The sequence below is a fragment of the Clostridium sp. AM46-21 genome (assembly GCF_003480025.1).
Classification (GTDB): domain Bacteria; phylum Bacillota; class Clostridia; order Lachnospirales; family Lachnospiraceae; genus Coprococcus; species Coprococcus ammoniilyticus.
In genome coordinates, this window is record NZ_QUIB01000010.1 from 81,425 (window position 1) to 105,086 (window position 23,662).

Annotated in this window: 21 protein-coding genes; all 21 read right to left on the bottom strand. The window is 41.9% G+C overall.

Annotation, left to right across the window (positions count from 1 at the left end):
- Positions 1–2: 2 nt before the first annotated feature.
- Positions 3–1,208 (bottom strand): exodeoxyribonuclease VII large subunit, encoded by a 1,206-nt coding sequence (gene xseA / locus DW959_RS08375; protein WP_118483865.1) that lies wholly within the window; start codon positions 1,206–1,208, stop codon positions 3–5.
- An 8-nt stretch (positions 1,209–1,216) separates the two neighbouring features.
- On the bottom strand, positions 1,217–1,651 hold the full coding sequence (nusB, locus tag DW959_RS08380; protein ID WP_021944759.1) for a transcription antitermination factor NusB: 435 nt from the start codon (positions 1,649–1,651) through the stop codon (positions 1,217–1,219).
- 10 nt (positions 1,652–1,661) lie between these two features.
- Complete coding sequence (locus DW959_RS08385) at positions 1,662–2,048, bottom strand: Asp23/Gls24 family envelope stress response protein (protein ID WP_008401476.1); 387 nt, start codon at positions 2,046–2,048, stop codon at positions 1,662–1,664.
- A 639-nt stretch (positions 2,049–2,687) separates the two neighbouring features.
- A complete protein-coding gene (locus DW959_RS08395) occupies positions 2,688–4,739 on the bottom strand; it encodes an Ig-like domain-containing protein (RefSeq protein WP_118615880.1) in 2,052 nt (683 codons plus the stop codon).
- 12 nt (positions 4,740–4,751) lie between these two features.
- The gene (locus DW959_RS08400; RefSeq protein ID WP_173783946.1) at positions 4,752–6,755 is read right to left on the bottom strand and encodes an Ig-like domain-containing protein; all 2,004 of its coding nucleotides are present in this window, start codon (positions 6,753–6,755) and stop codon (positions 4,752–4,754) included.
- A 107-nt stretch (positions 6,756–6,862) separates the two neighbouring features.
- Entirely contained in the window at positions 6,863–8,944 is a 2,082-nt protein-coding gene (locus DW959_RS08405; protein ID WP_118615884.1) for an Ig-like domain-containing protein, read from the bottom strand.
- A 58-nt stretch (positions 8,945–9,002) separates the two neighbouring features.
- Positions 9,003–11,084 (bottom strand): Ig-like domain-containing protein, encoded by a 2,082-nt coding sequence (locus DW959_RS08410; RefSeq protein WP_118483869.1) that lies wholly within the window; start codon positions 11,082–11,084, stop codon positions 9,003–9,005.
- 20 nt (positions 11,085–11,104) lie between these two features.
- On the bottom strand, positions 11,105–13,180 hold the full coding sequence (locus DW959_RS08415) for an Ig-like domain-containing protein (protein WP_118483871.1): 2,076 nt from the start codon (positions 13,178–13,180) through the stop codon (positions 11,105–11,107).
- A 144-nt stretch (positions 13,181–13,324) separates the two neighbouring features.
- A complete protein-coding gene (locus tag DW959_RS08420) occupies positions 13,325–15,283 on the bottom strand; it encodes an Ig-like domain-containing protein (protein WP_118615886.1) in 1,959 nt (652 codons plus the stop codon).
- 759 nt (positions 15,284–16,042) lie between these two features.
- Positions 16,043–16,780 carry a SpoIIIAH-like family protein gene (locus DW959_RS08430; RefSeq protein ID WP_117808433.1) on the bottom strand — a complete coding sequence of 246 codons (738 nt, stop codon included), beginning with the start codon at positions 16,778–16,780 and terminating at the stop codon, positions 16,043–16,045.
- Positions 16,781–16,796: 16 nt separating this feature from the next.
- Positions 16,797–17,450, bottom strand: a complete 654-nt coding sequence (locus DW959_RS08435) for a hypothetical protein (RefSeq protein WP_117808434.1) — start codon at positions 17,448–17,450, stop codon at positions 16,797–16,799.
- Between the two features lie 45 nt (positions 17,451–17,495).
- Positions 17,496–17,981, bottom strand: a complete 486-nt coding sequence (locus DW959_RS08440; RefSeq protein ID WP_182430071.1) for a stage III sporulation protein AF — start codon at positions 17,979–17,981, stop codon at positions 17,496–17,498.
- Between the two features lie 66 nt (positions 17,982–18,047).
- The gene (locus DW959_RS08445; RefSeq protein ID WP_118615890.1) at positions 18,048–19,193 is read right to left on the bottom strand and encodes a stage III sporulation protein AE; all 1,146 of its coding nucleotides are present in this window, start codon (positions 19,191–19,193) and stop codon (positions 18,048–18,050) included.
- 4 nt (positions 19,194–19,197) lie between these two features.
- Positions 19,198–19,584 (bottom strand): SpoIIIAC/SpoIIIAD family protein, encoded by a 387-nt coding sequence (locus tag DW959_RS08450; RefSeq protein WP_021944766.1) that lies wholly within the window; start codon positions 19,582–19,584, stop codon positions 19,198–19,200.
- Between the two features lie 12 nt (positions 19,585–19,596).
- On the bottom strand, positions 19,597–19,797 hold the full coding sequence (gene spoIIIAC / locus DW959_RS08455) for a stage III sporulation protein AC (RefSeq protein WP_008401466.1): 201 nt from the start codon (positions 19,795–19,797) through the stop codon (positions 19,597–19,599).
- 15 nt (positions 19,798–19,812) lie between these two features.
- On the bottom strand, positions 19,813–20,340 hold the full coding sequence (locus DW959_RS08460; RefSeq protein ID WP_021944767.1) for a stage III sporulation protein AB: 528 nt from the start codon (positions 20,338–20,340) through the stop codon (positions 19,813–19,815).
- 18 nt (positions 20,341–20,358) lie between these two features.
- Positions 20,359–21,372, bottom strand: a complete 1,014-nt coding sequence (spoIIIAA, locus tag DW959_RS08465; RefSeq protein WP_117785196.1) for a stage III sporulation protein AA — start codon at positions 21,370–21,372, stop codon at positions 20,359–20,361.
- Positions 21,373–21,595: 223 nt separating this feature from the next.
- Positions 21,596–21,784, bottom strand: a complete 189-nt coding sequence (locus DW959_RS08470; RefSeq protein WP_201815390.1) for a nitrogenase component 1 — start codon at positions 21,782–21,784, stop codon at positions 21,596–21,598.
- A 14-nt stretch (positions 21,785–21,798) separates the two neighbouring features.
- The gene (locus DW959_RS08475) at positions 21,799–22,236 is read right to left on the bottom strand and encodes an Rrf2 family transcriptional regulator (protein WP_117808494.1); all 438 of its coding nucleotides are present in this window, start codon (positions 22,234–22,236) and stop codon (positions 21,799–21,801) included.
- A 146-nt stretch (positions 22,237–22,382) separates the two neighbouring features.
- Entirely contained in the window at positions 22,383–22,643 is a 261-nt protein-coding gene (locus DW959_RS08480) for a hypothetical protein (RefSeq protein WP_173788984.1), read from the bottom strand.
- A 156-nt stretch (positions 22,644–22,799) separates the two neighbouring features.
- Positions 22,800–23,618 carry a hypothetical protein gene (locus DW959_RS08485; protein WP_117823470.1) on the bottom strand — a complete coding sequence of 273 codons (819 nt, stop codon included), beginning with the start codon at positions 23,616–23,618 and terminating at the stop codon, positions 22,800–22,802.
- Between the last annotated feature and the right edge of the window lie 44 nt (positions 23,619–23,662).

Sequence of the window (23,662 nt, forward strand, 5' to 3'; positions counted from 1 at the left end):
TTCTAATCTTCCTCTTTCACATCCGTTACTCTTGTCTCGATCAGGCCATCATGAACACGGATGGTAATGTGGTCGTCTTTTTCTATCTCTTTTATCGTTGTTACCGGCATTCCGGTCTTTTCGATATATCCAAATCCGTTTATAAGCTTCGCCGATGGTGACAGACCATGCAGACGTTCTGCAAGAAGCATCACCCGGTGTTCGTATCTGTCATATTTGTTCTTCATAGCACGGTTTAAACGATCTGACAGATCATCCAGATAGATCTGCTGCTGTGCCAGTCGTTGTTTTGGATTCAGTATACGAAGATGCCGTTCTGCTACCTGTAACTTCTCCTGATATGCTGCAAGTCTCCGTTTCATCAGATAATCCATCTGTCTGCCCTGATTTATGACCTGATGAACCGTGGACATCACATCCGGTATTGCCTGCTCACAGGCGGCTGATGGTGTCGGAGCTCGAAGATCTGCCGCATAATCTGCGATGGTATTATCAATCTCATGACCTGTACCGGAAATGATCGGCGTCTTTGCATGATAGATTGCCCATGCAACGACCTCCTCATTAAATGCCCAGAGATCTTCGATCGAACCGCCGCCACGACCGATAATGATCGTATCTACGCCCAAAGTATCCAACACTTCGATTCCATGTGCAATATCCTCTGCTGCCCCATCTCCCTGTACCTTTGCCGGATACAGGATAAGCTGGACATATGGATTTCTTCTCTTTGCGATGTTTCTGATATCCTGGATCGCCGCACCTGTCTGTGCTGTCACGATGCCTACCCGCTTCGGATATGCCGGTATCGGCTTCTTGATATCGAATTCAAACAGTCCCTGTTCATACAGCTTCTGTTTCAACTGTTCATACCGCTCATAGAGATTTCCAATCCCATCCAGCTTGATCTCTTTTACATATAACTGATATCTGCCATCCCGTTCGTAGATATTCACACTTCCGTGGCAGACTACCTGCTGCCCGTTTTCCAGTTTGAAATCAAGACCGGAATATGCATAACTTTTAAACATAACAGCCATGATCGAACCGGTCTCATCCTTCAATGAAAAATAGATATGCCCGGAACTGTGATATTTGCAGTTAGAGACTTCTCCCTTCACATAAATATCACCAAGCAGATAATCACTGCTGATCAGATTCTTGATATATCCATTTACCTGTCCGACGGTATAGCTTTTCTTTGCCATATTCTCACCTAATCTGCAAGCTTTGCAAGAAGTGCATTAATGAAGCTCTTTGCTTCTACATCGCAGTATGTCTTTGCAAGCTCTACTGCTTCATTGATCGCTACCTTTACAGGAATATCTTCATCAAATTTGATCTCGTATACAGCCAGTCTTAAGATAGCAAGCTCTGCTTTTCCGATTCTGCCAAGCTTCCATCCCTGTGAAATACCACTGATCGTTTCATCGATCTCTGTAATATGGGCTACGACTGCCTCTACTCGATCTATAACATAGGCTTTTTCTTCCTCTGTCATGGCTACTGCATCCATCTTGTTATCGTCTTCATCATAAAGGCTGGCATGCTCCAGTTCGAGTTCTGCTTCTTCTCTGATCTCTGAAATGTCATTGAATTCCAGACTGAATAAAATTTTAAATACGGTTTCTCTTATCTCTCGTCTTGTCATATGTTCCTCTCTAGTTTGCGTCTGCCATGCGAACGCCGGCTACACGTATATTTACCTTGGTTACATTAAGACCTGTCATAGTCTCGATTGCCTGCTTTACTTTATCCTGAACTTGTGTTGTCACAGTTGGAATGCTGTACTCATATAATACGTCAATTGCCAGATCTACCTTTACTTCGCCCGGCAGTAATTCTACTTTCACGCCCTTTGCCGGATTCTTCTTGCCAAGACGGCTTGCGAGTTCATTTGATAGTGAGCCGGCAAGTCTTGATACACCGTCTACTTCAGTTGCTGCCAGACCTGCAATGATCGCGATTACCTCGCCTGCGATCTGTACATGACCGATGGAATTTTCTTCTTCTATATTTTCATACGTGCTTGTATTTTCTTCACTCATTCTGTATACCTCCAGACTTCCTATATTTGTACATATTGATTCAATATTATACCGCAATTATGAAAAACATTCAACACCCGGAATTGGCGGGGATAATTCAGAATTAGCCACTAGTTTTGTGAGGGATATGCAGGTATGTTGTGTCGGCTGGTGCTTGTATCCTATAACAACACACTTCTCTTCCTATGAACTGCACATGTCTTATCCGCACATACTCCTGTGCAAACTCGCCTGCGGCTCAAACATGCACCCGTATGTGCTGACAATGTGCACTTCATAACGGAAGCTTCGCTAATGTTGTTATAGGATACAAGCACCAGCCGACACAGCATACCTGCATATCCATTCACTTTTGTATAATAGCTAATTCTGAATTTACGCATATTCTTTGAACTATTTTTTTAGTGTTATACAAATCCATAGTTTCTATCATAGTATCTGCATTGTTAATGTTGTTTATTTATATTTTTATATAATATAAATAAAATATATACACATTGCCATATTTACAGCTTTGACAAAAATACAATTTTTCACATAAAAAAACGAATACCTACTATAATGTGATATGTGCATCAAATCATTATAACAGGTATCCGTCGCATAATTATAATCTTTTACGATTATTATTCTTTTGTTTTATTTTGCCACTACATGTGCCTTTACGGTTGTGGATCGTGTTTTATCTGTTACTGTTACGTTTAATGTAGCAGTATATTCTACACCATCTATAGTGGCGGTGCTTGTCCAGATATGGGTTCCGGCTGTAAGATATATTACGTTTCCATATATTGTTTTTCTCTCATTGGATCTCCATTTTGTAAAATTACGAATGTCGATTGCCGGATTGTCCGATCCGATCGTGATCTGATATACCGGAAGTACAATTTTCTGATATGGGGTAGATGCGGTTACCTTGCTGTCGCATACCCAGGTTCCTATATCTTGTGCCTCGCTTGCTACAAAGACATCATAGGTTCCGTCCGGAACAAAAATCTGAAATGATCCATCTGATTTCGGATCATTAAATTCTGACGCATCACACAACGTATCTTTTTCTTTTGCATATAAAGATATATAGTATGGTGCAGCCACATCCGCGACCGTTGATGTAATCTTGTGTCCGTCCAGATCATACACACAGCCCTTAAATGCTACACTATCCTTCACAATTATTGTAACTGATAAAATCGTTGTTATTGAAGCATCTTCGGTATCTGTTACTTTGGCTTTCAGTGTATAGGTGCCTGTTTTTTCTGTATCCAGAATGCAGTTAAGTCCAAATGCACTTTTGCTGTAACTTATTTCATTTGAACATTCAAGTATCTCATATTTCACACTTCCGTTTCCGCCATAAACTGAGGCATCCAGATCAACATGGCATGATTTCTTTGTTTCTCCTTTTTCCTGCCGCAGATAATCATATTGCACAATATCTGCTGCCATTAACCGGTTCTCATCGGCTATCTTCCATGTGATCGTATGATGAACCTTATTGCCGATCTCGTCTTCTACCTCAATTTTCGTGGTATAAATTCCGCCTTTTGTAAAACTTCCTGAAAACTCCAGACAATCGGTTATACCATTAAACATATCATCGTCTTTTATTATCTTATATGTAATTCCCTGAGGAAGCTCTCCTGTTATCTTAAACGAACACAGCCCGACCAGTCCCGGTTCATAATATTTTTCATCGGAATAGTGATTGATACTATCTCCAACACTTTTTATGATCTCGGACTTTGTCGTCTGCTCTCTTATGATTCCCTTATATGCAGCCTCTCCCTTATAATTCATTTTGGCAATCACAACCTGTACCATATCTCCTGTTACAAGTGCATCTAAAGTATCCAGTGTTATCTTGTATGTTATCTTATCGGAAGTCTTAACCGAATCAATATTACATTCCTTCTTATAACTGCCAAAAGAGTACTTTCTTTTATAGATTTTAAAATCCGAACTGCTTAATTCCTTGGTACCTGTCAATTCTACCTGAACCTGCATCATTCCAATCGCCTTCACACTTTTTACAGTTACAGGTGTCGGAGCCGGCTTTACCTGGTTCTTTACTGTAATCTTGCAGGCTGCTTTCTTTCCGGAACCATCCTTTGCGGTTGCTGTGATCGTAACGGTTCCGGCTTTCTTTGCCGTTACAACGCCTTTGCCTGATACTGTTGCAACCTTTGTGTTGGATGACTTCCATACAACTGCCTTATTGCTGGCTTTCTTCGGTGTAATCGTTGCCTTTAAGGTCTGCTTCTTACCAACTGTCATAGTTGATTTTGTCTTATTCAGCTTTACTTTGGTAACCGGTGTACCGACGGTTACTGTGATCGTGCATTTTTTCTTTTTATTTGCCTTTGAGATCACATAAATCTTTGCTGTTCCCTTTTTCTTTGCTGTGATCTTACCCTTTGCATTTACTGTCACGATTTTTTTATTGCTTGTCTTATAAGTAACCTTCTTTGAAGCTTTTCCGGTTACGGTTACCTTTGATTTCAAGGTAAATGTTTTTCCTTTTTTCAGTGTCAACTGCTTTGCCGGAAGATTTGTTACAGCAATTGACTTCACCGTTCCTGCAGCAGCATAGCTCTCTCCCTGTGGAATAGTCAGGATAGACAGTACAACTGTTACAGCAAGCACCCATGCAAGGATCCGTTTGGCATAGCTCATATTATGTATTCGATTCATATCCTGTCCTCCTTACTGACGATCATACGCATTTACTGTCAGACTCTTGCCGTTCACAGTAAATCTGGCATAACTTTTACCATCTTCCGTCTTAATATAATAAGTACCATTTGGAAGATAGAGCGTATCTCCTGATTCATATCCATACGCATTTGCACCATTCACATCTACCCAATATCCAAATGATGTGGCTGTACTCTTTTCCGGATCCGGAACGATCGTTACCGGATAGACCGGAAGTGTCACATCAAAAGTCATCGGCTCATCACCGGAATTCACCGGACATTTCTGATTGTAAAATGTATACTTCGCTGTATGACTTGCATTATAAAAGGTAATATTATAATTTCCCGGAATAATGGTATAAGACATTGTACCATCTTGTATTGAACCACTGGTAGAATTCAATTTCTGTGATGGATCATCCGAATATCCATGTAAGGAATAATTTCCTCTTCGAATCGGATCACCATTTGCATCCCGGACAATCGCACTGATATGTGCTCCATCAATAATTGTATATGTAATTGTCGCAACCGTATATAGAGCAGGGTTATTCTTATCTGTTATCTTAACCTGAATCTGATATTCACCGGCATCTACATTTTCAAATGATACCCTCATATAGCCTGATGTACTGATTGTCGTCTGGAAAAGTTCATAATCACCCCCGGCTAATTCATATGTATACTGTCCACTTCCACCGTATACAGAATATGGCTTATGATAGACGCCATTCTCCCGTGAAAAATACTGACATGTCGTACTACGTGAATACAACTGATTTTCATCATAGATCATCCAGATAATGGTCGTCTGATATTTATTTCCCAGTTCATCTTCGCAGGTCAACAAGCTCTGAGTCTCACCTGCTTCTGTCGGTGATCCTGTAAACACAATACTTTCATCAATCATATCATTCAATATATAATAATCCATTCCTACAGGCAGCTTATCAATTGAATACGTCCTGTAACCGGTTCCATAAGTAAGATCATCATTGTAGCTTTCCAATGCTCCATTTACTTTGATCGCATAGTATCTGGTTTTCTGAATATTAACTGTCTTATCCCGATATATACACTCCTTATACACACCGCTGGTTTTGACTGCTACCTTGATATATGTATTTTTCTGAAACTCATCTTCATCGTTGATATGCAGTATATATGTGATATGATCACTAGTTTCTGCCTGAACTACTTGATACGGTTTCTTATAGGTACCATATGAATACTGCTTTGCAAAGATTTCAAAGTCTGCCTTTGTAAGTACAACCGCCTTGGAAAATGTGATTTCTATGCTCTCCACTCCAAGAACCTTCATACTTTTGATCGCATAGTCCGGAGCAGCCGGAGTTGGATCAGCCGGCTTTGCTGCAGATGCTTTCTTTACTGTTACCTTGCAGGTGGCTTTCTTACCGGAGCCGTCCTTTGCTGTTGCTGTAATCGTAGCTGTTCCTGCTTTCTTTGCCTTTACAACACCTTTGCTGGTTACAGTTGCAACCTTCTTATTGGATGACTTCCATACGACTGCCTTGCTGCTGGCTTTCTTCGGTGTAACCGTTGCCTTTAAGGTCTGCTTTTTGCCAATTGTCATCGTAGACTTGATCTTGTTCAGCTTTACCTTGGTAACCGGTGTACCGACTGTCACTGTGACCGTGCATTTTTTCTTCTTATCTGCCTTTGAGATCACATAGATCTTAGCGGTTCCCTTTTTCTTTGCTGTGATCTTACCTTTTGCATTTACCGTCGCAATCTTTTTATTGCTTGTCTTATATGTAACCTTCTTTGAAGCCTTTCCGGTTACCGTTACCTTTGATTTCAAGGTAAATGTCTTTCCTTTTTTAAGTGTCAGTTGTTTTGCGGGCAGGTTGGTAACCGCTACAGATTTTACTTTACCGGTTGCCGCACTTACTTCCGCCTCCGGAACTGTAAGTATGGAAACCGCTACTGCTGCTGCGATCACAATTGCCAGGATACGTTTTAGCACTGACGTCTTTGCGTGTTTTTTCATAAACATAGCCTCCCTTTACTACCTTCTTCTCCCGATTTTATTTGCTCGGAATATTATATTACCCACAGGTTATCATAATTTCAGGTATACCTGTGGGTAGTACTTTTTTATTTCGCCACTACATGTGCGGTCACTGTCGCAGACCGTGTAGTGTTCGTAACTGATATCTTGAGAGTTGCCTGATAGGTTACCCCAGCTTTCTCTGCAGTACTGGTTAATGTATAATTACCAACCGGCAGATACAGATACTCACCTTTTCCTCTCAAAGTACCATCTGCTTCTTCCCATTCTCCAAAAGATGAAACACCTAATGCTGTATTATCCGATGCAACCGTAATCTGATATAACGGAAGCACAATCTGGTAATTATTGCTTGTTGATGCACTTACCGTATAATTTTCAAGATATTTTTCTACCCCTCCGGTTTTATTTACCACTCTTATGTCGTAATTGCCTTCCGGGACATCAAAATATACCGTTCCGGTACTACTATTGTACTTTCCGATCTCTTTTTTCAGATCAATGGAGTATGCCCGATCCGTCCACTTGGACTTGATATAACACCAAAAGGTATCTGAAACTGTATTCTTGATCTTATGACCATCCAGATCCACAAATGTTCCTTTCACACGAATTCCCTTTGTAATGACAAATGTCACTGTACAGTATGTAAAGATAGCAGAATCTTTCTTGTCTGTGATCTTTACTTTCATAGAATAAGTTCCCGCCTGCCTGGTATCTATCGTACCATAAGCATAAAATCCATCCGGTGTCAGTTCCATGCAGTCTGCCTTCGAAACAACTTCATATGTGTAAGTACTGCTTCCGCCTCGTGGTAAAATTTGTGCATCAGATTTGGATGTATACGCACCATCCGGTTTACCGGCTGCTGCATCCGGATTCTGTAAATAGCCATATTGTATAATGTCTTCTGCAACGATCGTCTGAGCATCCCATATCTTCCAGGTGATCGTATGATGTATCTTATTACCAAGTTCATCTACTACATCGATCTTTGTTGTATAGATCCCGCTCGCAGTAAATACGCCTGTAAATTCAAGATAATTTGAATTACTGCCTGTCTGTACCTCTTTATAAGAAACGCCCGGCGGCAATTCTCCAACTGTAATAACAGCAAGTCCTGATATATCCGGTTTATAATAGGTTACATCCTTCTTTGTGTTAAATCCGTCACCCTTTGCAAATATCTTTACTTCGCTGGTCGTTATTGTACTGGCAGCTTTTCGATATACCGCTTCTTTACTGGTCTTCAATTTTGAAACAGATACCTGAACCATATTACTGTTAAAGAGCACATCCTGTCTGTTCAAATGAATCCGATATGTGATCTGATCTGTTGTTGTCACACTGTCAAGTACACATTTTCTTACATATTTACCATATCCATTCACTTTACTGGAAACTGTAAAATCCGATGCCTTTAATGCCTGTTTGGCACTTAACACCACCTGAATATCTGCATTTCCAAGGATTGTCAGACTCTTGATCACGACCGGTTCGACCGGCGTCGGTGTTATAGGTGCAGGATTCACTGTTTTTTTCTTTACTGTAACCTTACAGGTTGCTTTCTTACCGGAGCCATCCTTAGCAGTTGCTGTGATCGTAACCGTTCCAGCTTTCTTTGCCTTTACAACACCTTTGCTCGTAACCGTTGCAACCTTTGTGTTGGATGACTTCCACACAACTGCCTTGCTGCTTGCTTTCTTCGGTGTGACCGTTGCCTTTAAGGTCTGCTTTTTCCCGACTGTCATTGTCGACTTGGTCTTGTTCAGCTTCACCTTGGTAACCGGTGTTCCGACCGTTACTGTGATCGTGCATTTTTTCTTCTTATCTGCCTTTGAGATCACATAGATCTTTGCTGTTCCTTTTTTCTTTGCTGTGATCTTACCTTTTGCATTCACTGCCACAACCTTTTTGTTGCTTGTCTTATAAGTAACCTTCTTTGAAATTTTTCCGGTTACTGTTACCTTTGGCTTTAAAGTAAATGTTTTCCCTTTTTTCAGTGTCAGCTGCTTTGCCGGAAGATTGGATACCGCTACCTTTGTTACCTTACCCCCTGCCGCATAACTTTCTGTCTGTGGAATGGTAAGAATGGATACTGCCACTGCAGCTGCGATCACCCATGCAAGTATTCTCCCTACCGTCGAATTCTTTCGTCTTTCTTTCATTTATACTCTTGTCTCCTTCCATGTTTCTCATGACTCATGTAACATCCATTCCCATATCTTATTCTTTTACATAAGCATATGCTGTTTTATTGCTGCCATTCACGGTTATATCCACATAAAAGACATATTTTGTGCCATTCACCGTACCGGTACAGCTCAGATGATAAGTTCCGTTTGGAAGGTATTGTGTTGTTCCTTCATTGTAATATTTCGATCCGGCTACATCGCGCCAGGTAGCGAATTTCGTAAATCCCTGTACTTCTTCCGGCGCATTTGGGTCCATCTCAATCTTGATCTTATAAACAGGAAGTGTGACATCAAACATCATCTTCAGATCCGTATCCGTCGATGTCTGCCCTTCCTTTCTTGGTAATGCTGTCAGATTATAAATGCTCTGACTTACAGACCCGCTTCGATCGGATATCGTGATATCATATGTGCCGCTTTCCAGACCTTCATCGTAAAACGTACCATCATATTTTTTGGTACTGAGATTATAGGTGCTATACCTTACTCCGCTTATCGTATTTGAATATTCCGCATATCTATTCTTATTAATTATTGAATAACGGTACTGCTCTATCGGATCTCCATTCGCATCTCTTACAATTCCCTTGATATAATAGGAATCTACAATTGTAAAAGTAAGTGTTCCCGTTCCTGTCTTTGTACCATCCTTCTGATCTATGACACGGATACGGATCTTATATACTCCTGATGCAATCCCTTTTGCATTGATATTGATCTTATCTAAATCATCTACAATCTTACAGTTATTCAGAATCGCACTGTCACTTTCTGCTCTTATGATCTCATATGTATAAGAACCGCTTCCTCCATATGCATACACCGGTGTAAATAAACTACTCCAATTAGTATTTAATGCCCCTTCTTCTTTATCACATACGATCAGATTGTCCGCGTCATATATGATCCAACGGATTGTCAAACGATATTTACTGCCAATCTCATCTTCGTAAACCAGAACGCTGTCATACACCCCAGCCTTTCTCGGTGATCCTGAAAATTCCATCACCCGTTTCGTTGCCTCTGTTGTGACCTCATATTGAATACCGGCAGGAAGCCCGCTGATCGAATAATTCGCATAACCTGTTCCCAGTCTTTGTCTTATATCTTTTACTGTAGCTCCTACTTTATATGATAATGTTACAGAATTTTCGACATTGTATGTATCTTCCATATACACACACTCTTTTGACAACTTTAACTTTGGTACCTCTACCTTGATATAAAGCCCTTTGCCAAATACCATATCTCCCGTGATATACACCTTGTAAGTAATGGAATCCGTTGTCGTTACCTGACTTACTGTATATTTCTTCAGATAATCTGCATTTTCATATCGTTTTGCCCATACATTAAAATCTGCTGCCGTAAGTGCTGTTGCCTTTGTAAAGGTAACCTCCATCATATCATCCTGTACGATTTTCACACTCTTGATACCAAGCGGCGTTACTGGAACTGGATTGTCCGGTTTCGCTGCAGACACTTTCTTTACTGTTACCTTGCAGGATGCCTTCTTACCGGAGCCGTCCTTTGCTGTTGCTGTAATCTTAACCGTTCCGGCTTTCTTTGCCTTTACGACACCCTTGCTGGTTACAGTTGCAACCTTCTTATTGGATGACTGCCATACGACTGCCTTGCTACTTGCTTTCTTCGGTGTAACCGTTGCCTTTAAGGTCTGCTTCTTGCCGACTGTCATTGTAGACTTGGTCTTATTCAGCTTCACTTTGGTAACCGGTGTTCCGACGGTTACTGTGATCGTGCATTTTTTCTTCTTATCTGCCTTTGAGATCACATAGATCTTAGCGGTTCCTTTTTTCTTTGCTGTAATCTTACCTTTTGCATTTACCGTTGCAATCTTTTTATTGCTTGTCTTATATGTAACCTTCTTTGAAGCCTTTCCGGTTACTGTTACCTTTGATTTTAAGGTAAATGTTTTCCCTTTTTTGAGTGTCAGTTGTTTTGCCGGCAGGTTTGTAACCGCTACAGATTTTACTTTACCGGTTGCCGCACTTACTTCCACATCCGGAACCGTAAGTATGGAAACCGCTACTGCTGCTGCGATCACAATTGCCAGGATACGTTTTAGCATTGACATTTTCGTATGTTTTTTCATAAAATAGTCTCCCCTTTTATTTATTGAGCCACTACATGGGCGGTTACCATATTGGCCCGTGTAGTATTTGTAACTGATATCTTAAGAGTTGCCTGATAAGTCACACCATCTTTCTCCGCGGTACCGGTCAGTGTATAATTACCAACCGCCAGATAGAGGTATCCGCCTTTGCCCTGTACAACTCCATTCTCATCCTTCCACTCTCCCATCTGGCTAAGATCTGCAAAATCCGTATTATCCGATACGACAGTCTGCTGATATACAGGAAGAGCAAACGTAACTTCATTCGTAGCTGCAGCACTTACATAGTAATCACTTGCATAGACTCCTGTTCCGCCTCTTTCATCCTCAATCGAGATATCATAGACTCCTTCCGGTACATAGCTGTATATTGCCATTCCATCTTCAATCTCCCCGACCTCTCGTGCATAGCTGATCTCACTGTATGAATTATCCTTCCACTGGGATTTAAGTCTGCACAAATAAGTATCTATACCGGTATATTTGATCTTATTTCCATCCAGATCGGTAGCTGTAATCTGGAGCAGGACTCCCGGTTTTATAATAAAAGTCACTGTGCAGTATGTGAAAACTGCAGCATCTCTGCTGTCAGAGATCTTTATCTTCATGGTATATTCACCAGCCTGATCTGTATCAATCGAACAATACTGTACTCCGGTTGTTGACATCACCAAATCCAGACAATCTGCTTTTGACACAACTTCATATTTGTAACTGCCATTACCACCAATAGGACTTATCTGTGCTCCATACTTTACTGTATAAGTTCCATTTGGTTTGTTTGGAGCTGGAAAACTCAGGCATCCATATTTTGTAATATCCTGTGCTATGACTGCCCTTTCATCATATACTTTCCATACCTTGATATAATGAATCTTATTTCCAAATTCATCTACGACATCAACCTTTGTCTCCCAGATTCCTGTCTCTTTCAAGGTACCATAAAACTGCAGATAACCGGATTGGTCTGCGTCATCTACCACCTTATACGAAAGACCGGTTGGAAGATTGCTTACTGTATATACAGCATAGCCCTGTACATCCGGATCATAAACGCCTGAAGTATCTAAGGAACTGGTCCCTACCACTGTTCCTTTCTTACGTCGTACTTCCGATCTTATTGTTATCTCTGTCGGCTTTGTCCGATATGTCAGTTCTTTTGTACTGTTTAATGTCGGAACAGATACCTGAACAATATCTCCATTATAAAAAATATCCTGTTTGTCCAGATAAAGCTTATATGTAATGTTATTTGTTGTTTCCAGATGATCAATCACACACTTTCTTACAAAGTTCCCGTATCCATATACCTTACTGGATACTGCAAAATCCGATGTCTGTAATATTTTTGCCTTATTTAATGTCACCTGGATCACTGCTTTATTCACAATACTCACGTTCCGGATCACAACCGGTACTTCCGGAACAACCGGAGTCACCGCTGCTTTCTTTACAGTGATCTTACAGGCTGCTTTCTTACCGGAACCATCCTTTGCTGTCGCTGTGATCGTAACGGTTCCCGCTTTCTTTGCCTTTACGACACCTTTGCTGGTTACAGTTGCAACCTTGGTATTTGAACTTTTCCAAATGATTCCTTTATTGCTTGGTTTCTTCGGTGAAAGGGTTGTCTTTAAGGTCAGTGATTTACCGACATTTAAGTTTGCCTTTGTCTTATTTAACTTCACCTTGGTAACCGGGGTACCAACTGTCACCTTGATCTTACAGGTCTTTTTCTTATCTGCTTTGGAGTAAACGGTGATCGTAGCGGTTCCCTTCTTCTTTGCCGTGATCTTACCCTTTGCATTTACAGTTGCAACTTTCTTGTTACTCGATTTATATGCGACCTTTTTGGAAATCTTTCCTGTCGCTGTTACCTTTGTCTTTAAGGTAAAGGATTTTCCTTTTTTTAAGGTTAACTGCTTTGCCGGCAGATTCGTAACCGCTATGGTTTTGATCTTACCACCGGCTGCATAGCTCTCTGTCTGTGGGACAGTCAGAATGGATACTGCAACTGCGATCGCTATCACCCATGCCAGAAATCTTTTCACAGACAAATTATATCGTCTTTCTTTCATCTATACTCTCCTTCTGTAGATTCCCTAATCTATTCTCATACGAACCTTATTCTTTGACATATGCATATGCGGTCGTATTACTTCCGTTCACCGTCACATCCAGATAAAAATTATAAATTTCACCACTTATACTCTTTCGACAGGTTAAATGATGAGTTCCATTTTCCAGATAAACGGTTTTGGTCGATCCATAATAACTTCCATCCGAAACATCCTGCCAATTGCCAAACCGGTTATATTTTTCACTGCATCTGGCACATCCGGGTCCAGCTCTATAGTAACCTTATATACCGGGAGTGTGACATCAAATGACCAGACCGGATGCACATCATCTGTTCCATATGCCGCTTTCTGAGTCTTCAGATTATAAACAGTAGTACCTACTGTTCCACTATAACTGGATACCGCAACATCATAAGTACCGGCTTCCAGATCATCCATTAAAATGACTCCATCCTTACTAACACCATTCCATCTGCCGCTTACCTCATCCGTATACTCGGCATATTCATTTTGGTTCTTCATAGTGAATTGAAAACTGGTCAGTGGATCGCCATTTGCATCTTTTACTTTACCCTGTAAATAACCGCCTTCTATAATTTTTAGTGTAAGAGTTCCTGTGCTTGTCATAGAAGTGTCTGTCTTATCTGTTGCACGGATACGAAGCTTGTAGGTTCCGGTTGACAGTTTTGGGGATGATACCTGTATCCCGGCTCCACCATTGATGAGTGAAGAAACTGCTAATGCAGCACTGTCACTTTCTTCTCGTAAAATCTCATATGTATAATCGCTCGTATCAGTACCGTTTCCGCCATATACCTTAAGCTGTGGAAGCGTAGTTCCCCATGCAGTTGTCAGAACCTTTTCCGCATCCTTTACAAGCAGTTCCGTTCCATCATAAACCAGCCAGATGATAGTCATACTGAATTTGTTACCAAGTTCATCTTCATAGACTAATTTACTTGTATATTTCCCTTGCTTTGTCACGTTACCGTTAAATTTAAGTGTACATGTGGCAGCAGCTGTCTTGATCTGATATTTAACCCCTGCCGGCAGTCCGCTGACAGAGCAATTGGAATAGCCCTTTCCAAGTGTCTGACTCTTATCAACAGAATCTCCAAGTTTGTATACATATGTTTCTGATTTTTCTATCGTATAAGTTTCATCCCGATAGATACATTCTCTTGACAGATTTAATTTTGGAACTACTACTTTTATATAGGAGTTTTTCTGTAACACCGAATCTCCTGTAAGCTTAATCTTATAAGTAAGCGAATCCGTTGTTGTTATCTGTCCGATCGTATACTGTTTCAGATAGTCTGCACTTTCATATTTCTTTGCCCATACCTGAAAGTCCGAAGCCGTGAGTGCTGCCTGCTTTGTTAATGTAATGGTTAACAGATCCGGCTGTGCTATATTCAGGCTCTTAACGATCAGTGGTTCTTCCGGTGTCGGGATTGGTATGATCGAAGCTGCTTTCTTCACTGTAATCTTACAGGTGGCTTTCTTACCGGATCCGTCCTTTGCTGTTGCCGTAATCGTGACGGTTCCTTCCTTCTTTGCCTTTACAACACCTTTGCTGGTTACAGTTGCAACCTTCTTATTGGATGACTTCCATACGACTGCCTTGCTGCTGGCTTTCTTCGGTGTAACCGTTGCCTTTAAGGTCTGCTTTTTGCCAATTGTCATCGTAGACTTGGTCTTGTTCAGCTTTACCTTGGTAACTGGTGTACCGACTGTCACTGTGATCGTGCATTTTTTCTTCTTATCTGCCTTTGAGATCACATAGATCTTAGCGGTTCCTTTTTTCTTCGCTGTGATCTTACCTTTTGCATTTACCGTCGCAATCTTTTTGTTGCTTGTCTTATATGTAACCTTCTTTGAAGCCTTTCTGGTTACTGTTACCTTTGATTTTAAGGTAAATGTCTTTCCTTTTTTAAGTGTCAGTTGTTTTGCGGGCAGGTTTGTAACTGCCACCGTTTTTACCTTGCCACCGGCTGCATACGCTTCCTGTACCGGCACTGTCAGGATCGAGACAGCTACCGCAAATGCCAGCGTCACGGCAAAAATCCTTTTTATCATTGTTGTTCTTCCGTTTTTCATTCATACCTCCCTGTAAAAAAACTTGTTTTTCATGTTATTCTGCATCTTTTTCTGCTATATAGACATATAGTTTCATTATATCTGACACCCTACATAAAAACAAGGTAACACATTCTATTTATACAAAATATCCAGTTGTTTTTGTGCAGTTTTACACCAAACGAACAGCACTGCAACAAACACCGGAGCCACATTGTAAATGACCTGCTGTGCTTTCGATCCGAAGTAAATGCCCTATTTGTAAATACTCCTGTGCCAACTCGCCTTCGGCTCAGACAGGCACCCGTATTTACAGGCAATTTACTTCTCTTGTCGAAATGCTCGCGGATGTCATCTTACAATGTGGCTCCGGTGTTTGTTGTAGTGCCTGTTAATTTCTATATAAAATATATAAGCTCCAAATCTTTAAATTTAATCTCACTTATTTATTTTCCGTTGTGACATATCACAACTTGTAATTACACCTGCTGGGCTTTATAACATAAAAAAATGATGCCCTTTATAATATGACATTTGCGAGCATTTCGACTGAAAAAGCACATTGTCAGTAAATACGGGTGCCTGTTTGAGCCGAAGGCGAGTTGGCACAGGAGTATTTACGAATAGGCCATTTACTTCGAATCGAAAGCGCTGCTAGTCATTTACAATGGAGTATCCGGTTCTTGTTTATAGTGCCGTCCGCTGTGCTTTGAGTCGAAAGCGCAGCAAGTCATTTATAGAGGGCATCATATTTATGTCATAATTCTAGCAGGTGTATTCCTACTTATCTTCGGCAACTGTTATTACAAGCTGGGATACGTCGTAGCCGGTTTTTCTGGTTACGATGTCCTCCACCTGTGCGCGTTCGGTGTCGGACAGGGTGGCAACAGGGAGGGTGACATCGACTGTATCATCATTTACGGTTACAATGCAATCGGTATAGCCTTTTGCTGTCAGGACAGTTTCTGCATCCGTCTCCTTCTCGATCGTATCGGTAAGTTTTACATAGCTGCTTACTGCTTCATCTTTTGCTGCACTGTCCATAGTTTCATCGTTGATGATCGCAAGCAGTGCTTCCTTACTTTTTGCCCGGTTCTGTTCCCGGTTCAGCTTTGCGGTTGCGAGATTCGTTCTCATTGCCTGCGCACTGGTAAGGACTGCTTCTCCGATGTCTTCTTCATCACTGTTTAACTCCACATTTTCCTCTAAAGCTGCCTGTTCCAGATATGTAGGATCGATATTCTCCGATGCAGCTTCTCCGCCTGCTTCTGTATTATCCGCAGCTCCCATCGTTTCTTTATCTGCCTGATCTGTAAGCTCTTTTTCTGAAGTGTCGGAAGCGTCAGCTTTCTCACTGTCATAGCTGATAACTTCGGCATCCGCATTTGTCTCCTTTGCCTTTTGCCGCAACAGGTCGTCTCTTTTCCCTGCATTGAAATTCAGATAGCCTGCAACTCCGATCATAACCGACAGGGCAAGTATCACCAGACGGTTTTTCTTAAAGATCTTTTTCTTCATCCATATCCTCCATGCTTTATTCTTGTTCTAATACAACTATCTTATGCGCCGGAACACCAAATAATGCCTGCACCGCTTCGGTTATTTTCATTGCAACAGTTGGATCGGAAGCCCCCGTACAACTGACCAGAACCCCCTCAATCTCCGGCTCCAGTGTTTTGCTCACATAGGGATATTCGCCGCTGTCTGCGTTTGTCATAACAGAGGTCTCGCTCCTGCTCTTCTGACTGCTGCCATCTGACTCACTATCGGACTTCGTCACATCCTTCTCTATGATCTTCTCGCCTCCATCTTTTAATGTGATCATGACACTTACCGTTCCGACACCCTTCACCTGAGACAGTATCCCTCGCAGCTTCTCCTCCTGAAATACTATATAGTCTTCATAGCCGCTGTTCGCCGATAATATTTCTCCGGAAGTTTCCTGTCCATTATCCGTAGCAGCCTCCCCGTTCTGTTGTTTTCCAGTCACTCCACCGGGCGTTTTATCCTGCTTCGTTCCGGTTAAAGCATCAAGTCCGGAAAATCCGTTTTCCTTATCAGACGGCCAGAGAATGACCAGCAGACAAATACCTGCAAGCAAAATCCCCATGCACTTTCGAAGTGCCGCATTTTTGTCTTTTTTCAGTTCCTGCAGCTTTTGTTTGATGTTATTCCATATTCCTTCCATGCTCTCTCACTCCATTATATGTAACATGTCCGCTTTTAGTACATGTTATTTTGTCTGATATCCATTTACAAATATTTCTATCCTGTCCTCACTGATCTTATACTCTTTTGCGATCTCCTGACGGAGTTTTGCTACATCCACGGTTGTATCTGCTACACTGTCTGATGTTGTAGAAACAACATCCACCTCAACCGCTGTGACCGTATAACTCTCATCAAAGGTAATCGTTACCTTACTATCCAATTGAAATGTATCACGCAAATGATCTTCGATCATAGTCTCCATGACATCTGTATAATATGTAACATCGCCATTTCCCGGTGCGCCTGCAATAGATTCATAGTAATAATCAAAGCTTAGAATGTCGTTCAAGCCTCCCGCACTTAATACAGGTGTCAGGACAATGATCGCCAGTACAAAACCAACCGCCGTCTGCATATATTTTCTGTATTTCTCATCCGGAAGCAAGAAAAATACCAGCGAGGAGAATAATATAAAAAGGACGATATTTTTGATCCAAGCTAACAACATCCAGCACTCCTTTCCACCAATTTCTGAAAAACGGTTATGCATGTACCCGGATGGACAACCAGCTTTTCACCTCGCAAGCAACGTCATAAGTGTGAGGGAGATGATAAATAAAAAGGAAGCACACCAGATGCCACGCAGCATCAAACCGATGGTCTGTGCCATAATGTTAATGCCGTCGGAAAACCTTTTATCTCCCAAGGGCTGTACAAATGCAGATACGATACGGAGAGTCAGATAGATCACCGCGATCTTGGTAACCGGCAGAAGCACTGCCAGCAATACGACGACCGCGCCCGCAATTCCGATAGCATTTTTCAAAACCATACCCGAACCGAGCAGGATATCCGAGACGTTCTTGACCGTATTTCCACCTGGCAGCATCCCGAACGCTTTTAAGACGGCATTTCGTTCCAACTTGTCCACAGATGGAACAATCACACCCTTTATCACATTCATTCCTGTTACAACTGCAAACATGGTTTTCAGGATCCATCCTGCAATATTCCTCAACAACGTAACTGTCCTTGAAAAATGATCCTCGGCATTTAACTTATTCACCAGTCCAACCACCCCACTGCATTTGGCAAGCGGAAATACGATCTGAATGATCACCTTCTCGCACAGAAAAATGATCAGCACCGTGATCTGATAGGTAAATTCCGCCGTGCCTGCACCATTTGTATAGGAGACAGCCAACGTATAAGCAGGTATAAAGGTGATCATCAGATCCGTAAGATCCGAGACTGCCGACACCGCTATATCGGAAACGATCGCAAACATTCCGAGCAGGATGGATACCACCATCAGATAGGTGACAAAGAAGCCGTTTCCACCTACCATCTTTCCAAACTTTCCGGACAGATTCGTGAACACCGAACCAAGAATGACAACGGCAAGAAGCTGCAGGAGCAGGCGATTATTGCTCTTTATCTCCCCCGTAAGTGTCTGTTGTATGGTTTTCAGACTGTAGTCAAGCAGTCCCTGAAGGTTTCCGTTTCGTATATAGGATACGACCTCCCGAAAAGAGAGTCCTGCCTGTTCTTCTGTCAGCATGTCCATCTCGTCAAAAGTGTTTTCATCAAGTCCCAGATCCGTCTCATCGACATCTGAGGTAGCTGCCCTGCTGGTCTGCCCGCCAAACCACACCACAGATAATAGGATCGTGAACGCCATTACGCCTGCTATAATCATTTTCGCTTTTTGTCCTCTCATAGTTCTACCCCATCAGCCGAACAACCATATCGATCACATGGAACAGGATTGGCAGACTCATCACCACCATTGTCACCCGTCCGGCAAGCTCAATATGCGAAGCGATCGCACCATAGCCTGCGTCCTTACAGATATTTGTCGCAAATTCACAGATATAGGAAATGCCAAGCATCTTAAGCAGGATCGATATATACTCCATATTGATATTGATGTATCCGGTGATGCGGTCGATGGAATCCAGTACATTTCCAAGTCTTCCTATGATAAAGCTGACAATAAATAAACACGCTCCAATACTTAAGAGCGTGCTGTATTCTGCATTCATTTTCTTTAGTTTTATCGCTACTAAAACGACCAGAACCGATGCCATACATACCGTAACAAGACTCATGCCTTTTCTCCCCTATCCACCGATATTTACAAGCTTCATAATGTCATTAAAGAATTCTACGATATATGGAATGATCCAAGAAAGTACAAGAATCAGTCCTGCCAGATTCAGCAGGAATGCCAGCTCGTCCTTCCCCGAATGCTTTAATATCTGATTCAACAGTGCTACAAGGATTCCTACCGCACCTATCTTCAATAATAACTGTATCGTCATAAGCTCCTGCCACCCTTACCCTATCAGTATTATCAAAAAGATCCCTCCGAGTAATCCAAGTGATCTGGATACTTTATTTATCCTGCGTGCCCTGTCCTTTTGTTCCTCATACTCTGCCTGCATGTTCTGTTCCCACAGCTTCAGATTCCTGATCTGCATATCGACATCCATATAACACAGCCATTTTCCAAGCTCTTTTACCGCACCGATCTGTGCGTCCGTCAGATAGCTGTGTTCCATCAGACTTCCGATACTGCCTGTCCAGATCTGCTCAAAAGAAGAAGCATATTCTTCCGTCCGGAACTGCAAAGCCAGCCCGGCAAGCCAGTCTCCGATCCTTCCCCCTGCTTTATCCGATCCTTCCCGAATGATCTCGGTGATCTCCGATGCACTGTATGCCAGATGCCCATTTGCCATCCGGACAAATATCAGAAGCTCGTAGATATCTTCCACTCGCCGGTTTTGATAAACTCCTATCGTCTTTCCTATCCCATAGGAAGCTGCGACCACCAGAAGCATTCCAAGAATCTTTATATATAACATATGTACGCCTCCCTGCACTTATGACAGTTCTGCTACAGCCGCTTCATTTTCATATGCCGATGTCAGGCGTTCATCCTCTGCCATAAAGAGAACACTTCCCCGATCGTCAAATATCGTCCGGATCTCTCCTGTCCGTTTGCGATTGCTCAGCACGATATATCGTTCAAATATCCTCTCATCGACCAGCTTCCGAAGTCCCGGACGATTTCTGATATCATCAATGGAATTGCCATGTACGGTTGCGATCAGCTTACAGCCGCAGTTGATCACGCTGTAGATCGCATCGATATCATCCCGGCTGCCAATCTCATCCACCGCTATGATCTGCGGTGACATCGAACGGATCAGCATCAGCATTCCATATGATTTTGGACAACAGTCAAGAATATCCGTCCGTATGCCGATATCATTTTGTGGTACGCCTTTATAACAGGCTCCGATCTCAGATCGTTCATCTACGACACCGATAGTATTTCCTTTGAATCCTGGAAATCCATCCGACAACATCCGGATCATATCTCTAAGAAGTGTGGTTTTGCCACATCGTGGTGGGGAAATGATCAGTGTATGAAATGTCTCATTTCCATTTATTATGTACGGAAGAACCTTCTTACAGCATCCCTTAACCTGATGTGACAAACGGATATTGATAAATGATATATGTCTGACACTCTTGATCATTCCAGATTCCAGAATGACTTTTCCTGCAAGCCCTACACGATGTCCCCCTTGAATCGTTATAAATCCCTGCCGGATCTCATCCTCATATGCATAGAGTGAATAGTTACTGATATATTCCAGCGTTTCCCTTATATCGGCAGGTGCTACCATATATGCTTTCTTACATTCTGTGGTTCGCTTTCCCTTCTCCGTCACAAAATATTCCCGATTATCATAGATCACGATCAAGGGTTCATTCATCCTAAGCCTTATCTCCTGAAGCTTGTTATAATCATATATCTCACTCGAAAATATTCTCCTTAACGCTACGGATAATATCTTCAATATTTCATTCTCTCTGCTTTTTTCCAAACTGATCCACCTCATGCATATGCCATCTGTAACCATTTTCACCTGTCAGTTCCATCATCTGCCAATACTCGAAAAGCATCTGCTTTTCTGATATGATCTGATACCTAAAGTAGGCTGTTACACACTTCTGATAGTTATAATGTATGCATGACAAATGAAAATTAGAACAAAAAAATACCACATTTCTTTCTGAATTTTTCAGAGTGAAATGTGGTATCTGCTTTTACAGATTATCGTATAAATCTTCGGTAAAGGTCAGGCTTCCCCGATATCCCGCATATGTCCGGTTAAATACCAGCCGTTCATTCATCGGGAAGGAGGTCAGGATGAACTGACAGTCCTTTGTCAAGGCCACTTCGCGATCATTGCTGCTGCCAAGAATCAATGTGATCTCCTTTTCTTCATGTCGCAAATGTCTATCATATATTAAATAACGTACTGGTCTACCATCAGGTTGTTTTGCCAGTCAACGAGATCGGCTAAGGTGATTCCCTCAAGTACATCCTGTATTGCCTGATCAAGTTTCTCCCAGATCAGTACGCTGACACACATACTTCTGTTTTCGCAGTAAGCTGCGTTATCGCCGACACAGTCTGCAGGTGCCAGACTTCCTTCTACTGTTTCTAAGATCTGCCGCACCGTATAATTCTCCGGTGAAGCATATAACATGTATCCTCCACGCGCTCCACGGATACTTTTTACCAGTGATGCCTTATTTAATATTGCAACGATCTGCTCCAGATATTTGTCTGAAATATGCTGTCTTCTTGCAATATCCTTTATCTTAACCGGCTCACCATTATAATAGGTGGCCAGATCCAACATCAGTTTTATCGCATATCTTCCTTTTGTTGATATCTTCATCTTGACCTCCCTGTCGTTGTTATCTGATTCAAATGATTCCATACATCTATACATCATCTGAATCTCATCTACTTTTTCTGCAAACATGATAAATTATCATTTTACATTATAGTATACTATTTCTATAGGCTTTATCAAGTACAAATTTATTTTTTATGGCAATCCATCCGGTGTTCCACATCCACAGCCACCATGACCACCATGTCCACCACAACAGCCTGCTTCTGTATGATCACCTTTGATGTTACGCCCGGTCGCTCCTCCACATCATTGATCGTCCGCTCACAAAAACGGCATCCGATGTTGCATCCCGGACTCACCGGCATATGAATCCGCCCGGCATTATTTTTCTGTCCTCCAAAACACGGATGTGAGTTCTGAAGATCCTTATATGTATTGCTTCCCATTTACTTCGCCTCGTTTATCCTGAACCATAAAAAAGACTTTGTCCAAAACAGCTGCTCTCTTTATATCCCCAAAGAGCCTGCTGTTTCAGGCAAAGTCTTTTTCATTGTATTATATTTTCTCTTTCATCTTCTTAATGATCTCTTCATTTGCAGTACTTACTTTGCGTACTCAAAAAATCCGGAATCCGCGGATTTATTATAGATTGCATAACAGTCAAGTGTTGCTGATCCATCAGCACTTTCCTGCCACCAGGAAAGGAATGCTTCCGGCAATTCTGAGACAGGTGCATCCGGAGTGTAGAAATAGATCTCCGTTCCACTGTCCATGCCGGATGGTTCACCCGCTTTATAACGGATACCATCTTCGATTTTTTCCTCATCTTCTGCTACTTTCACGCTATCCAGAGTCATCGAATATGTATAATCGTTTACCTTCTTGATATCTTTGAACTGTCCGCTGAAATTACAAACATATACGGTCCCATTTGGGTATTCATTCTCATCTCGTTCTCCCATTTCGGAATCAGAAAATGCTCCTGTAAATGATCCATCCTGTGATAATGTTAATGTTGTACTCCATCCACCGGCTCCACTGCTAAAGATCATGTCTATCGGATATGTACCCGGCAGAGCGGATACAGCTTCTTCCTGTAATTCTGCTGTAGAAGTACCTTCCTCTGTAGCACCGGCATCTTCTTCGGAAGAAGCCGCTTCAGTGGTCTGTGTCTCAGTCTTAGCTTCTGTGCTGGCTGCCTCTGTTGTCTGCGCTTCCATCCCGGCTTCTGTACTGGCTGCCTCTGTTGCCTGTGCTTCCGTCTTCTCTGTCGTTGCTTCGGTTGATACCTCGGTTGTTCCTTTGTTCTTTTCTGTTGACTCTGAGTCTGCGCCATTGCATCCTGCCAGCAAACTAACTGCAAATGTTGCTGCAAGTGCTACCGTCATAATCTTTCCCGACTTGGTTCTATTCTTTCTCATACCTTACAATCCTCCTGCATTCATCTGTAAATACATTTCCGGAA

Coding starts and splice junctions, on each gene's coding strand:
- DW959_RS08385 (WP_008401476.1), bottom strand. CDS start 2,048: ATGAGTGAAGAAAATACAAGCACGTATGAAAATATAGAAGAAGAAAAT.
- DW959_RS08420 (WP_118615886.1), bottom strand. CDS start 15,283: ATGAAAAACGGAAGAACAACAATGATAAAAAGGATTTTTGCCGTGACG.
- xseA (WP_118483865.1), bottom strand. CDS start 1,208: ATGGCAAAGAAAAGCTATACCGTCGGACAGGTAAATGGATATATCAAG.
- DW959_RS08450 (WP_021944766.1), bottom strand. CDS start 19,584: ATGAGTCTTGTTACGGTATGTATGGCATCGGTTCTGGTCGTTTTAGTA.
- spoIIIAC (WP_008401466.1), bottom strand. CDS start 19,797: ATGACGATACAGTTATTATTGAAGATAGGTGCGGTAGGAATCCTTGTA.
- DW959_RS08485 (WP_117823470.1), bottom strand. CDS start 23,618: ATGAGAAAGAATAGAACCAAGTCGGGAAAGATTATGACGGTAGCACTT.
- DW959_RS08415 (WP_118483871.1), bottom strand. CDS start 13,180: ATGAAAGAAAGACGATATAATTTGTCTGTGAAAAGATTTCTGGCATGG.
- DW959_RS08405 (WP_118615884.1), bottom strand. CDS start 8,944: ATGAAAGAAAGACGAAAGAATTCGACGGTAGGGAGAATACTTGCATGG.
- DW959_RS08435 (WP_117808434.1), bottom strand. CDS start 17,450: ATGGAAGGAATATGGAATAACATCAAACAAAAGCTGCAGGAACTGAAA.
- DW959_RS08460 (WP_021944767.1), bottom strand. CDS start 20,340: ATGTTATATATAAAGATTCTTGGAATGCTTCTGGTGGTCGCAGCTTCC.
- DW959_RS08440 (WP_182430071.1), bottom strand. CDS start 17,981: ATGTTGTTAGCTTGGATCAAAAATATCGTCCTTTTTATATTATTCTCC.
- DW959_RS08430 (WP_117808433.1), bottom strand. CDS start 16,780: ATGAAGAAAAAGATCTTTAAGAAAAACCGTCTGGTGATACTTGCCCTG.
- DW959_RS08410 (WP_118483869.1), bottom strand. CDS start 11,084: ATGAAAAAACATACGAAAATGTCAATGCTAAAACGTATCCTGGCAATT.
- nusB (WP_021944759.1), bottom strand. CDS start 1,651: ATGACAAGACGAGAGATAAGAGAAACCGTATTTAAAATTTTATTCAGT.
- DW959_RS08395 (WP_118615880.1), bottom strand. CDS start 4,739: ATGAATCGAATACATAATATGAGCTATGCCAAACGGATCCTTGCATGG.
- DW959_RS08445 (WP_118615890.1), bottom strand. CDS start 19,193: ATGAGAGGACAAAAAGCGAAAATGATTATAGCAGGCGTAATGGCGTTC.
- DW959_RS08475 (WP_117808494.1), bottom strand. CDS start 22,236: ATGAAGATATCAACAAAAGGAAGATATGCGATAAAACTGATGTTGGAT.
- DW959_RS08480 (WP_173788984.1), bottom strand. CDS start 22,643: ATGGGAAGCAATACATATAAGGATCTTCAGAACTCACATCCGTGTTTT.
- DW959_RS08400 (WP_173783946.1), bottom strand. CDS start 6,755: ATGAAAAAACACGCAAAGACGTCAGTGCTAAAACGTATCCTGGCAATT.